The organism is Neptunomonas phycophila, assembly GCF_001922575.1.
In the GTDB taxonomy this organism is placed as follows: Bacteria; Pseudomonadota; Gammaproteobacteria; order Pseudomonadales; family Balneatricaceae; genus Neptunomonas; species Neptunomonas phycophila.
This window is the reverse complement of record NZ_MRCI01000002.1, coordinates 152301-166124: the sequence shown is the minus strand read 5'-3', so window position 1 is coordinate 166124 and position 13824 is coordinate 152301. Positions and strand designations below refer to the sequence as shown.

Below are 13824 nucleotides of genomic sequence, written 5' to 3'. Positions count from 1 at the left end.
CACAAGCACTCAGGAATTTACAGTGGCCTACCTCATATCAACTGTTTTAGGGTTGTTTAACTTTTCTCGTTTCACCGCAGGCTTTGTAGCAGTGCTCGTAGGCTACACAAGCTCTGCTGTTATCATTTTTCAGGCAGCAGAGACCTTAGGCGCCAGCGAAGCCCAAACAAGCTCATGGCTGTGGGCTCTCGGTATCGGCATGGGACTAACCAGTATCGGGTTATCGCTTGCCTTCAAATCTCCGGTGCTAACCGCATGGTCAACACCCGGTGCCGCTTTGCTGGTAACAAGTTTGTCAGGTGTATCCATGAGCGATGCGATTGGCGTCTTCATGTTTAGCTCTGCCCTGATAATGCTTTGCGGCCTCACAGGCTGGTTCGATATGCTCATGCGCTGGGTACCCCAATCACTTGCCGGTGCTATGCTTGCCGGTGTGCTACTCCCCTTCGGTGTGAATATATTTACATCGATTGAGACTCAATGGATGTTAGCGGTTGGCATGCTAGCCACGTACTTAGTCGTTAAACCTCTGCAACCACGCTATGTTATACCGATAACATTGATGGCTGGCGTACTCCTAGCCTATACCCAAGATCTACTTCACTTAGAAACCCTACATTTCACAATAACTTCTCCAGTGTGGGTCACCCCAACGTTTAACACGGCCAGTTTAATTGGCGTAGGCATCCCGTTTTTTATTGTAACGATGACTTCTCAAATGATGCCAGGCATTGCCGTGATGCGTGCAAACAACTACCACACTCCAGCCTCTCCTTTAATGACATGGACAGGGATCACTGGTGTGATATTTGCCCCGTTTGGTGGCTTCTCCTATAACCTTGCAGCAATTACGGCTGCCATTTGCATGGGTAAAGAGGCAGACTCAGACAGTAGTAAGCGATACATTGCTTCAATTTGGGCCGGCCTGTTCTATCTTTTCACAGGTATCTTTGGCGCTACCGTGGCAAGCCTGTTTACAGCCTTTCCCCAGGTGCTTGTCATGTCGATAGCAGGGCTCGCTCTACTCAGTACAATTGGGAACTCCCTAAGCGCTGCTTTGCATAATGAAATAGAAAGGGAAGCTGCACTCATTACTTTTTTAGTCACGCTTTCTGGCTTGAGCATCATGGGTATTGGTAGTGCTTTTTGGGGCATCGTACTTGGCTTAGCCGCTTTTTATCTAAAGAAGGCATTCACAAAATAACCCATTGATTTCTGCTCAATGCCCTCTTTTTTTCCATAAGTATCTGTTAGGAATTAGTCTATACTCAGTAGAACACATAATAATAGATGTGAGCTGCTCGCCTCCACATCTCCTAATTCGGAACACATGCATAGATTATTCGGCATTATATGCACATCACACCTACCTACAGCATTCACTGCTATCTCATTGGTAGTTCTTTACGGCTTAGTTTTATGGCTACCGCCTTTAGCGGCGCAAGCGTCAAAAACCCCTGAATTTGTCGAAACAAGCGAGACACTTAAACAAAGCGGAGATATCGACCTACACCGCACTCAAGATATTCAATCCATGAGTCCTGATAGCTTGGACGACACTGACACTTCGCCGGAAGCAGCAAATGCAATATTCAACAGTGGTTTTAGGTTATCTCTAGAGGAAGGCTTACAAACTGATACCGTCATTAAATATATGATGATTGCCTCATCGTTACTGTTATTAACCGGTTATTGGGTTTGGGTTTTACGACGAGAAATCCGTATTAGACAATCGGCAGAAATGCGGGAACAAGGGAGAAGCCAAGTACTTGAAAGCCTGTCAAAAGCGACCCCTTTACCAGATATCTTAATGCAAATTGTCCGCAACGTAGAGCATGCAAACCCCGAGATGCTTTGCAGTATTCTGATACTCAATCCAGAGACAAAACAGCTCACCTACGGAGCAGCCCCCAGCCTACCTGACTTTTATAACACGGCCGTTGAAGGGTTGATGATTGGTGATGGTATTGGCTCTTGCGGCACCGCTGCTTTTCGCGGAGAGCGAGTCATCGCCGAAAATTTACAAACTCACCCTTATTGGCAAGAATTTAAAGCGCTGACTAAAAAAGCCAACTTAGCCTCATGCTGGTCTCAACCAATCATCGATAGCGACGGGGTGGTATTAGGCACTTTTGCTATTTATCACCGAACGCCGATGCTGCCTTCAAAACAAGAAATACAATTAATAGAGAGCTATGCCAGCCTAGCTGATATCGTTATTACCACCCACCGTATTGAAAAAGAAATTCGCATAGCCGCAACCGCCTTCGAATCAAACGAAGGAATGCTAGTGACTAATGCCGACCACATCATTATCAAGGTCAACCAAGCATTCACGCGCATCACAGGCTATAGCGCAGAAGAAGCCATAGGCCAATCTCCGGATATACTCAATTCACAACTAAACGACACCGCCCAACGATCAACCTTGTGGCAGAACATCAACGAGACTGGCTTTTGGGAAGGTGAACTGTGGGGTCGCCATAAGCATGGCCACGAACATCCAGAACACTTATCTATCCGAGCCGTAAAAGATACAAACGGGAAGATAACAAACTACGTTGCCACCATTACAGATATCACCTTGCGCAAAGAAGCCGCAGAAGAAATCGAAAGACTGGCCTTCTACGACCCCCTTACACAACTGCCTAACCGGCGCCTGTTACTGGAGCGGCTTCATCAAGCCGTGATTACCAGCCAGAGAAATGGAACGACCGGTGCTTTACTATTCCTAGATTTGGATCAATTTAAGACGCTAAACGATACATTAGGCCATAGTGTTGGCGACACTTTATTAAACGAAGTAGCCAAACGCCTTTCTGCATGTGTGAGAGATAATGATACCGTTGCACGTTTAGGTGGAGATGAATTTGTTGTTATTTTAGAAAATCTAAATAGCAATGAATTACACGCGGGTACACAAACTGAGATTATCACCCACAAGATACTCGACAAACTAAGCACCCCCTACAAACTCGAGCAAGAAGATTACACGCTCTCGACAAGCGCAGGTGCTGCATTATTTCATGGCGACGTCAGCGAGGTTGAAGAGCTATTAAAACAAGCCGATATAGCCATGTATCAAGCGAAAAAATCAGGCCGTAACCAGCTTCGATTTTTTGATAACGACATGCAAGATGCTATTAACATTCGCGTCGAGCGTGAGCGCGAGTTAGAAGTTGCTATCGCACAAAAAGAGTTCCAATTGTATTACCAAGTACAAGTGAATGATGCTTTAAAGCCAATCGGCGCGGAGGCTCTCATTCGTTGGATTCACCCTCAACGCGGCTTAATTCCCCCGGTAGAGTTTATTCCTTTAGCCGAAGAAAACGGACTTATTTTACCTATAGGGCAGTGGGTTCTGGAGTCTGCTTGCGAGCAACTCGATCAATGGCAAGACAACCCCGCAACCCAGCATTTATCGATTTCGATTAACGTAAGCGCTAAACAATTCCACCTTGATGATTTCATTGAGCAAGTAAAATCAACGATTGGCCGTTATCGCTTTCCAATAGAACGGCTTAAATTTGAACTAACAGAAGGGCTCCTTTTAGATGATATTGAAAAGGCGGCGACGAGGATTAGTCAATTAGGTAGCTTAGGCATACAAGTATCACTCGATGATTTTGGGACCGGTTATTCATCATTGCAATACCTCAAAAAGTTACCGCTCTATCAACTTAAAATAGATCAGTCCTTTGTGCGTGATATCCCAGGTGGAGATCGAGACATAGCCATCGTCCGCACGATTATTGCTATGACAGAAAGCTTAGGCCTCAATGTTATTGCCGAAGGCGTCGAAAACCAGCAGCAGTTAGATTGCTTAATCCACGAGAAATGTAGCCATTTTCAAGGCTACTTCTTTCAGAAGCCCATTCCTGTTGACAAATTCACAGCCTTTATTCAATCAACCATGAAATAAATCCATACAAGTTCACCACTATCGAGCCCCAAGTAAAGCAGGCTCGATAGTCTTTAGCTCTTGTAAGATTAAGGTGACAATCCCGCCGCTTGCATAAACAATTTAAGCAACCAAGCAATTACACCTAAGCCCGCTACGCTAGCGGACCAAATGACGACTAGCCAACCAACTCGCTTTAACCATACAGGGCGCTCAGCTTGATCTGGGTTATTTTCTTTGGCCCGCTCAGACATTAGTGATACCCATCCCCCACTCTTACTTTGCCGCGAAACACGTAGTAAGACCAAAAAGTATAAGCCAAAATACATGGAATGATGATGAGTGCACCAACCAAGGTGAAGCGCTGACTTTCTGCCGGTGCAGCAGCTTGTTGCAGGGTAATATCCGGAGGGATAATGTTTGGCCACAAACTAATGATCAAACCGCTGTACCCTAAAAATAATAAGCCAAGCGTCATGATAAAAGGCATCGCTTCTGCTCGGCGATTCAATGCTTGTAAAATCCCAAAAGCAACCAGCACAACTAAAATAGGCACAGGTGAGAAATAAAGTAAGTAGGGCATCGTAAACCACCGGCTAGCTATCTCGGGATGAGCGATAGGTGACCAAATACTAATACCCGCTATTACAGCCAACAGCAAAAAAGTAATTGGGCGCGACAACGCTCGCATACGCTTTTGCAGCCCCCCTTCTGTCTTCATCACCAACCAGGTACTGCCCAACAAAGCATAAGCAACCAGCAGGCTAATCCCAGTAAACACACTAAATGGAGTTAACCAGTCGAGTGCTCCGCCAACAAAGCGCTCATTCTCGATAGCAAAACCATCAATAAACGCCCCCATCGCAGCGCCTTGGCAGAAGGTCGCTAAGTAAGAACCGACAATAAACGCCTTATCCCAGAATGGGCGGTGATGTTCATCTGCCTTAAAGCGAAACTCAAACGCGACTCCCCTCAATATCAAGCCAATCAACATAAACACTAAAGGGATGTACAAGGCGCTTAGCACTAGACTGTATGCCAGTGGAAAGGCCGCCATCAACGCCGCACCGCCCATCACCAACCAGGTTTCGTTACCATCCCATACTGGTGCGACTGTATTAACCATGACATCCCGCTCATCAGGGTGATCAATGAAAGGAAATAAGATCCCTAACCCCAAATCAAAGCCATCGAGCAGCACGTACATCATTAAGCCAAAACCAATAATGAGTGCCCAAGCCATCGAAAGATCCATATTCATCATAACTTCACCTTATCAGAAACCGCAGATAAAGGACGAGCAGGACGGTGCGTACTGTCTTCTCCATCGGCCGGGTCATGATGTTCCTCCGGGCCTTCCTTTATGAGAGAAAGCATGTATTTAACACCTATCCCAAACACCGCAAAGTAAACAACCACAAAGGCAACCAGTGTAGTAGTTAGCGCAGCAACAGAATGATCTGATGCCGCATCAACCGTGCGCATTACGCCATAGACAACCCAAGGCTGACGACCAACCTCGGTGGTAAACCAACCGGCTAATATTGCAATCAGCCCAGCAGGCCCCATTGCCAAAGCAAACTTAAGGAATAATGGTGACTCATAGAGGCGTTTTTTCCAGCGAAGCCAGAGTCCGCATACTCCAAGCAATAGCATCAACATTCCTAGAGCAACCATGATTCTAAAGCTCCAAAACACCACAGGAGCATAAGGACGATCTTCTGGCGCAAAGGATTTGAGACCTTCAAATTGCCCATCCCACGTATGCGTTAAGATTAAACTACCTAAGTGCGGAATTTTAAGGGCGTACTTGGTTTCCTCCGCTTCCATGTCAGGCCATCCAAAAAGAATAAGTGGGACACCCTCTTCTCCTGGCTCATTCTCCCAATGCCCTTCCATCGCCGCTATTTTAGCCGGTTGATACTCAAGCGTATTTAAACCATGAAAGTCGCCCGCAATAATCTGCAAAGGAGCGGTTATGAGTAGCATCCACATGGCCATCGAAAACATTTTTTGGGCATGAGGTTTAGCTGACCCTTTGAGCATATGCCAAGCCCCGGAGGCAGCCACAAACAGAGCCGTTGCTAAAAACGCCGCTAACGCCATGTGAACTAACCGATAAGGGAACGATGGATTAAAAATAATTTCGATCCAATCCACTGGAACAACCCGACCATCCACAATCTCATAGCCTTGTGGCGTCTGCATCCAGCTATTTGACGCTAAGATCCAGGTCATGGATATAAGCGTGCCCACAGCGACCATAATGGTAGAAAAGAAGTGCAAACCAGGACCAACGCGGTTCCAGCCAAATAGCATCACCCCTAAGAAGCCAGCCTCCAAAAAGAAGGCTGTGAGCACTTCATAAGCCAATAATGGCCCCGTCACGCCACCAGCAAACGTTGAAAAAGCACTCCAATTTGTACCAAACTCATAAGACATCACCAATCCAGAGACGACGCCCATAGCAAAGTTCACAGCAAATATTTTTGACCAAAAGTGATAAAGATCACGATAGATAGGGTTCTTCTTGGTTAACCAGAGGCCTTCCAGCACCGCTAAATAGCTGGCCAGACCAATCGTTATGGCAGGAAAAATAATATGAAACGAAACTGTAAAAGCAAATTGCACGCGAGCTAGGTCGACTGCACTCAAATCAAACATCGTCTTGTCCTTTGTTACCAAATCCTAAACCCACTGTGGCGTGAGCTCATTGGTGCACAGATTACCGGTGGTAATGATGTACCCGAATTCGTCTTACAGCGACCAAAGTACAAATAGATCGCAATGGAAAGAAGGAAGTTTTCTTATTGTGAAACGTGGATATCCACGATAGGGCAAGCTTAACTATACCCAATGAAGGCTGGATTTTAACGCTTTCATTAAAATTAGTTAATTCTAATATAAAACTTTAAAAAAGAGCCGCCTACAGCAGCTCAACATTGCGGGGATCAACCAATCTATAAGTGGTTTATGTGCAATAGTTCAGCCCCGCGCAGTGTGCAACATAAGAAAAGCATCAACAATGCGACAATTTGCCGCGCGTGCTACACACAGGTATAGCTCATTCTTATTACACTGCACGAGGCCATTTTGAAGTATATTTATAAAGCAGCTTCTAACTCAGGAATTACATCAAATAGATCAGCGACCAACCCATAATCCGCTACTTGGAAAATAGGAGCGTCTTCATCTTTATTGATAGCGACAATGACTTTTGAGTCTTTCATACCCGCTAAGTGCTGGATAGCACCAGAAATACCCACAGCGATGTATAAGTCGGGAGCCACCATTTTACCCGTTTGACCAACTTGCATATCATTCGGTACAAAGCCGGCATCAACGGCGGCTCTCGAAGCCCCCACTGCGGCACCTAACTTATCTGCAAGCGCATATAGAATATTGAAGTTATCGCCATTCCCCATGCCACGACCACCGGATACTACAATTGAAGCGGCCGTGAGTTCAGGACGATCAGAAACGGCCAACTCTTCACCCACAAACCGAGAGTGCTGTGAAGCAATGGCTTCACCAACGGCCTCAATGGTTGCGCTCCCACCTTCGGCGGCTACTGCATCAAACGCCGTTCCGCGCACCGTCGCCACTTTAACTGCATCACAAGACTGCACAGTCGCAACGGCATTACCCGCATAAATAGAGCGTTTAAAAGTATCTGCACTGACAACAGCGCTAATGTCAGATAGTTGATTAACATCTAACAGCGCGGCTACTCGGGGTAGCATGTTCTTTCCTGTGGTTGTCGCTGGGGCAAAAATATGGGTATAGCCTTGAGCAACTGAGACAACCAATTTACTGGTGTTCTCAGCTAGTTGATGCGTGTAATCAGCATGATCAGCGACACGTACCCGTGAGACTCCTGCTATATTAGCGGCCTGCTCAGCAACCCCTTGGCAACCACTACCGATCACTAAGACATCAACATCACCGCCTACTTGGGTTGCCGCAGCAACTGTTGTTAAGGTAACGGGTTTGAGCACCTGATTGTCGTGCTCTGCAATCACTAGAATACTCATGACACCACCTTCGCTTCATTTTTTAATTTATCGACTAGCTCAGCAACAGAAGACACTTTTATCCCTGCTTGACGCTCAGCTGGCGGCTCTACGCCTAACAAAGTGATGCCACTTTTTACCACCACACCTAGCTCTTCAGCCGTTTTAACATCCAACGGCTTCTTCTTGGCTTTCATAATATTGGGTAATGAAGCATAACGAGGTTCATTTAAGCGAAGATCGGTTGTAATGACAGCCGGAAGATCTAGCTCAATCGTCTGTAAGCCGCCATCTATTTCGCGTGTTACTTTGACTTTATCGCCATCGACAACAACTTCTGACGCAAACGTGGCTTGTGGGCGATCCAGTAAGGCAGCCAACATCTGGCCGGTTTGGTTGTTATCAGAATCAATCGCTTGCTTACCTAAAATCACTAACCCAGGCTGCTCTTCTTCCACAACCTTAGCTAACAACTTAGCAACACTCAGTGAATCAGGGCTCTCTTGTGTTTCAATCTGAATACCGCGATCAGCTCCTAGCGCTAATGCCGTACGAATCTGTTCTTGGCATGCTTTACTACCAATAGAAACAACCACGATTTCATCCGCTATGCCCTTCTCTTTTAAACGAACGGCTTCCTCTACCGCTATTTCACAGAACGGATTCATGGCCATTTTGACATTGCTGAGATCAACATCCGTTTTATCAGCTTTAACACGCACTTTAACGTTGTAATCAATCACGCGCTTAACGGCGACAAGGATCTTCATACCAGTTGCCTCTTCCTTTTCTTATAGTGTAGTTACTCAAGCCATCACAACGGCTAAAGCGTTAGATACTCTCTATAATAGGCGGGAATAAAGATCTCACAATGACAAAAATTGTCTTAGTTAATAACAAAACCTTTCATATAAAAACAAGCCACTGAATATAAAGGGATTTATTAAATACTAATTAGTATCAAAAAAGATCAAGCCACCTATCAAAGCATCAATAAATTGCACTACTTACCAAATATAGACCAGCCCGTTTTATGAACCAGCATTTCTAACGCTTGCGTCCCGAGTTGACTATTGCCAATGGTATCCAAGCCTGGCGACCAAACGGCTATCGAAGCTTTGCCCGGAGCAATCACCAAAATACCGCCGCCCACGCCACTCTTACCGGGCAAACCCACCCTAAAAGCAAACTCCCCAGAACCATCATAATGGCCGCACATCATCATCAGCGAGTTAATACGCCTTGCTCGTTGCGGGGACACAACACGCGTATTAGTGCTCGCATTAACGCCATCGGATACTAAAAACTGTCCCGCTCGCGCCAACTGCTCACAACTCATAGCAATTGAGCACTGATGAAAATAGGTACCCAGCACGTTATCAACAGGGTGTTTAATACGACCAAACGATTTCATAAAGTGCGCTAACGATGCATTACGGTCCTTGTGTTCCATTTCAGACTCAGCCACTTTATGATCAAAAATAATACTGTTGTCATCCGCGATAAAACGCACAAACTGTAAAATTTCAGCCAATGTTTCTTTAGGCTGATGACCCATCATAATGGCATCTACTATGGCTATCGCTCCCGCATTGATAAACGGATTACGTGGTTTTCCCATTTCATGTTCTAGCTGAACAATAGAGTTAAACGGATCACCGGAAGGCTCGCGCCCCACCTTATTCCATACCGCATCCCCCAATTTCCCCAACGCCATCGTCAGCGTAAACACCTTAGAAATACTTTGGATGGAAAAAGCCGTTTTAGCGTCCCCTGCACTAAATACCTGCCCGTCGGGCAAAACCACAGAAATTCCAAACTGATTAGGATCTACATGCGCCAACTGAGGAATATAATCAGCGACCTTACCGCGCTCGGTTTCTTGCGCCATAGCAGCCGCGATATCGTTTAGGATTTTTTGCATTCGTTCTGTAACCTTAAAAACACAATTGAGATCACTGCACTACACATAAAAAGTAAATTAAATACCCAAGTATAGCCAGAGCTGGAAGAGGCCACGTAATTATGTCATCTTAAATAGTGCAAGTACTCCAAATCTTCACTTACCCATATCAGCATCACAATACAGCGTTTGCCATCATACAAGCCGATGTATAGAGAGGGATACATGACTGAAAAAGCTATGCTTAGGACCTTATTTGATAAAGCCGTCGAAGTAGCAGACCCCATGCAATCACTCCATGAGTATTTACCCAGCAAACCAGCGGGCCGAGTATTTGTTGTTGGTGCAGGTAAAGCCAGTGCTCGCATGGCGGAAGCGGTAGAAAAAGCTTGGGGGCCATGTGAAGGACTCGTGATTACGCGCTACGGGTATGCACGCCCTTGCCAAGGCATTGAAGTGATCGAAGCGGCACACCCCGTTCCTGACCAAGCGGGCCTTCAAGCAACGCAATCGTTACTTGAACATGTTAAAGAGCTAACAGAGAACGATTACGTATTAGCTTTGATCTCTGGCGGAGCATCCGCATTAATGATCGCACCAGCCGATGGGATTTCGCTAGAAGAAAAACAAGCGATTAATACGGCACTGCTCGCCAGTGGAGCACCTATTGATCAAATGAACATTGTTCGTAAACACCTAAGTCAGATCAAAGGCGGGCAACTCGCCACAGCGGTGTACCCTGCCACTTTACGTGCACTGCTCATATCAGATGTTTCGGGCGATAAAATCGAATATATAGGCTCAGGTCCAACCTCTGGCGATGACTCTTCCCCAGTGGATGCGTTAAACATTTTACAGCGCTATAAAATAGACATTCCCGCATCGGTAAAAACGCATTTACTCCAAGGCTCAGGCGTTGTCCCTAAAGATGACAAACGGCTAGAACGTGTAGAAAACATTATTTACGCAGCCCCTTCACACTCTATTAAAGCGGCCGCCGATTTGGCTAAATCTCAAGGCTATACCGTGAAAGTGTTAGGTGATGAGATTGACGGGGAAGCACGTGAAGTCGCCAAAGAACAAGCCGCTTTAGCGCAATCAATACAAGCAGGGCTAGCACCCGAAGATAACCCCGTCCTACTACTTTCAGGTGGCGAACTCACCGTAACCCGACAAGGCCAAGGTATTGGCGGACCTAACGCGGAGTTTTGTTTAAGTTTAGCTATCGCGCTAGATGCCGCCCCCGGAATCTTTGCCATAGCGTGCGATACTGACGGTGTTGATGGCGCGGCAGAAGTCGCTGGCGCCTTAGTAGGTCCTGACACCTTGCACAAAGCCGAAGTAGTAGGCAATGATCCATTAACCGCGTTAGCTAACAACGATGCCCATACCTTTTTTGAACAGATTGGCGAGCAGGTAATCACTGGACCAACACTCACAAACGTCAATGATTTTAGGGCAATTCTGATTCAGCCACTTTAGGCTGCTCCCTTTATGAACCAAAACAATTGACTAATATTGCACATACGAGGAATAAACTGCCTACATTAGTGATCCTTGGGTAAACCTAGGCTCACTAATATAGTTGTTACGTGACCCTAACCTTTGCTCATAAACGCCATGAACGCAGCCTGAGCTTCCTGGCTGGTTAGGCGTTTTTTAAACTGCTCAACCTCATCCACTAAGGTTTTATTTAACGACTCTTGGATAGGCGCTTTAATCATCTGCTTGCTGATCTTGAGTGACTCTGCAGGCATTTTCGCTAGCTTATCGGCTTGTTGCTGAGCGAATGATAAAGGATTTTCAACAGTGCCATTGATCAAGCCTAGCTGTGCGGCTCGTTCGCCACTGAAAGGCTCACCTAAAATGAGTAGTTCGTAGGTTAAATGATGACCTAACTGACGTGGCATTAACAAACTAGTGCCGCCCTCAGGTACTAGCGCTAGCTTAGTAAAGGGGAGCTGAAAGCGCGCGTCGGATTTGGCGTATACCAAATCGCAATGCAACAGCATTGAGGTGCCGATCCCTACTGCATCACCCGCTACAGCAGCAACCAACGGCTTGGTAAAGTTGGCGATCATTTGCAAAAATTCCAGCGGACGAGCAGCTCGCTCTGGGTTCGAAGCGGCAGCTATGAAATCCGGAATATCATTGCCGGCGCTAAAACAATCTACTTGGCCGGTAATAATGACCGCCCTGATACCATCGTCTTGCTCTGCATACTCAAGGCCATCAATGAGAGCTTGATACATGTCGATCGTTAAAGCATTGCGCTTGGCAGGCCTGTCGATCATTAACGTGAGTATGTGATTGTCTAATGCTTGATGAACCGCCATAACCCACCCCTTATGATTGTGATAACTGTGGCTTTAAAGCATATTCACGACTAGCGCCGGCATACTCAACGGTGGCATCGACATACTCACGGTGCAGCTCAGCAACCAACGCTTGAACCGTGGGAACATTGTCTATTGAGCCTACCCCTTGCCCTGCAGACCAAATAGACTTCCACGCAGACGCTCCTTCTTTAGGTGCAGTAAGCTCTTCACCTAAATCCGGTTTTTTCACTTCGTCCACAGGCGCTTCTGGACGCTTACCCGTATTTGGATCAAGCCCTGCTGCAACCAAGCTCGGTTTCAAGAAGTTGGCAGGTATGCCCGATATTTCCGGCGTATAAACGATATCAGATGCCGAACTGGCGTTAATCATCTCCTTATAATCTTCCATCGCACGGCTTTCTTGTGTGTTAATAAAACGCGTGCCCATATAAGCCATGTCAGCGCCTATCATCTGTGAGGTTGCAATATCACGGCCCGTCGATAAACATCCCGCCAGCACAACCGTGCCTTTAAAGAATTGGCGAATTTCGTTCACAAATGCAAATGGACTCAGTACTCCCGCGTGTCCACCGGCTCCGGCACAAACAGCGATGAGACCGTCAACCCCGGCTTCTGCGGCTTTTTCAGCATGGCGTACTTGTGCAACATCATGAAAAACTAACCCTCCGTAACTGTGAATCGCATCCACTAATTGGGAAACCGCGCCCAAAGAGGTAATAATCAGAGGGACTTGATGCTTAACGCATAATGCAACGTCGGCTTCTAAACGCGGGTTTGTTTTATGCACTATAAGATTCACACCAAAAGGGGCCGGTTTTTGTCCGGTCTGCGCCTCAAAGTCTGCTAACTCCGCTTTAATTTGAATAAGCCACTCTTCAAAACCTTCGCTCGTGCGCTGGTTCAGTGCAGGAAACGTCCCTACCACACCCGATTTACATGCTTCGATTACAAGCTCAGGGCCCGAGACTAAAAACATAGGGCTTGAGATTACAGGCAGGGTTAAGCAACCTTGAAAAATCGAGGGTAAGCTCATGATGCACTCCAACTTTGATTTATTAGTGTTATAGGTCAAATTCAGATGATTACTTTTTGACAGCAATCAAACTATTTTGGATATTTTCTGGTAGCTCTGGCGTGTATAACTCAGGAATATAGCGCTTAATAACATCACTGTTCTGTGCCCACGATTGGCAAGTGTTCAGCATTTTAGAAGCGCCTAAACGCATTACTTCGGATTCGGTACCCGGCCATAGCGTTTGTATCGTGGTTGTCGCTAACACCGGCAATAACTCGTTTAAGTGTGTGCAGCCTTGCACTCCACCAACGAGTTCTCGGGTTTTACGTAGCCAGCCACCACTAATACGTGTCCCTTCTAAGCGCTTAAAGACCTGCGCCGCCGAAGGGCAAATTTTAAACGGTGATTGATCAATCGATGCTTCTACCGTATGAATCAACAGACTTCTATCAACCGTTATGCGCAGCCACATATGATGGAATGGCTCACCTGCTGGCACATAGCCATCTCGTTCTGGGTTATCCACATTATCGGTTTTCAGGTCACGCATTTCGGCTTCTATATCCCATAAGCCGTCATCACGTTCATAACCGATGCAATTAATCACACGCCGATGTATTTGACGGCGACGTACGGGGCGGGAAATAGGCATA

Annotated in this window: 12 protein-coding genes; 3 read left to right on the top strand and 9 right to left on the bottom strand. The window is 46.3% G+C overall.

All coding sequences use genetic code 11. The features are described from left to right. The first annotated feature begins 22 nt into the window (after window positions 1-22). Entirely contained in the window at window positions 23-1204 is a 1182-nt protein-coding gene (locus BS617_RS14720; RefSeq protein WP_075173740.1) for a benzoate/H(+) symporter BenE family transporter, read from the top strand. Between the two features lie 126 nt (window positions 1205-1330). Further along, on the top strand, window positions 1331-3922 hold the full coding sequence (locus tag BS617_RS14715; protein ID WP_075173739.1) for a bifunctional diguanylate cyclase/phosphodiesterase: 2592 nt from the start codon (window positions 1331-1333) through the stop codon (window positions 3920-3922). Between the two features lie 68 nt (window positions 3923-3990). On the opposite strand, the gene BS617_RS14710 is transcribed toward BS617_RS14715, so the two are convergent. From BS617_RS14710 to BS617_RS14685, 6 genes are all read right to left on the bottom strand, one after another. After that, window positions 3991-4155 carry a DUF2474 domain-containing protein gene (locus BS617_RS14710; protein ID WP_075173738.1) on the bottom strand — a complete coding sequence of 55 codons (165 nt, stop codon included), beginning with the start codon at window positions 4153-4155 and terminating at the stop codon, window positions 3991-3993. Beyond that, window positions 4155-5165 carry a cytochrome d ubiquinol oxidase subunit II gene (gene cydB / locus BS617_RS14705; protein WP_306460959.1) on the bottom strand — a complete coding sequence of 337 codons (1011 nt, stop codon included), beginning with the start codon at window positions 5163-5165 and terminating at the stop codon, window positions 4155-4157. The genes BS617_RS14710 and cydB overlap by 1 nt, the downstream gene beginning before the upstream one ends. After that, window positions 5162-6565, bottom strand: a complete 1404-nt coding sequence (locus tag BS617_RS14700; protein ID WP_075173737.1) for a cytochrome ubiquinol oxidase subunit I — start codon at window positions 6563-6565, stop codon at window positions 5162-5164. The genes cydB and BS617_RS14700 overlap by 4 nt, the downstream gene beginning before the upstream one ends. 440 nt (window positions 6566-7005) lie before the next feature. Further along, window positions 7006-7935 carry an electron transfer flavoprotein subunit alpha/FixB family protein gene (locus BS617_RS14695; RefSeq protein WP_075173736.1) on the bottom strand — a complete coding sequence of 310 codons (930 nt, stop codon included), beginning with the start codon at window positions 7933-7935 and terminating at the stop codon, window positions 7006-7008. After that, window positions 7932-8684, bottom strand: a complete 753-nt coding sequence (locus BS617_RS14690) for an electron transfer flavoprotein subunit beta/FixA family protein (protein WP_075173735.1) — start codon at window positions 8682-8684, stop codon at window positions 7932-7934. The genes BS617_RS14695 and BS617_RS14690 overlap by 4 nt, the downstream gene beginning before the upstream one ends. Window positions 8685-8917: 233 nt before the next feature. Then, window positions 8918-9838 (bottom strand): glutaminase, encoded by a 921-nt coding sequence (locus BS617_RS14685; protein ID WP_075173734.1) that lies wholly within the window; start codon window positions 9836-9838, stop codon window positions 8918-8920. A 204-nt stretch (window positions 9839-10042) separates the two neighbouring features. On the opposite strand from BS617_RS14685, the gene BS617_RS14680 reads away from it, so the two are divergent. Next, a complete protein-coding gene (locus BS617_RS14680) occupies window positions 10043-11299 on the top strand; it encodes a glycerate kinase type-2 family protein (RefSeq protein ID WP_075173733.1) in 1257 nt (418 codons plus the stop codon). A gap of 116 nt (window positions 11300-11415) precedes the next feature. On the opposite strand, the gene BS617_RS14675 is transcribed toward BS617_RS14680, so the two are convergent. From BS617_RS14675 to BS617_RS14665, 3 genes are read right to left on the bottom strand one after another with little or no spacing between them, the layout of a single operon-like run. Further along, entirely contained in the window at window positions 11416-12153 is a 738-nt protein-coding gene (locus BS617_RS14675; RefSeq protein WP_075173732.1) for an enoyl-CoA hydratase-related protein, read from the bottom strand. Between the two features lie 10 nt (window positions 12154-12163). Further along, window positions 12164-13189, bottom strand: coding sequence for an NAD(P)H-dependent flavin oxidoreductase (locus tag BS617_RS14670; protein WP_075173731.1), 1026 nt, complete (start codon window positions 13187-13189; stop codon window positions 12164-12166). A gap of 49 nt (window positions 13190-13238) precedes the next feature. After that, on the bottom strand, window positions 13239-13823 hold the full coding sequence (locus tag BS617_RS14665) for a DUF2889 domain-containing protein (protein ID WP_075173730.1): 585 nt from the start codon (window positions 13821-13823) through the stop codon (window positions 13239-13241). Window position 13824: the final 1 nt, after the last annotated feature.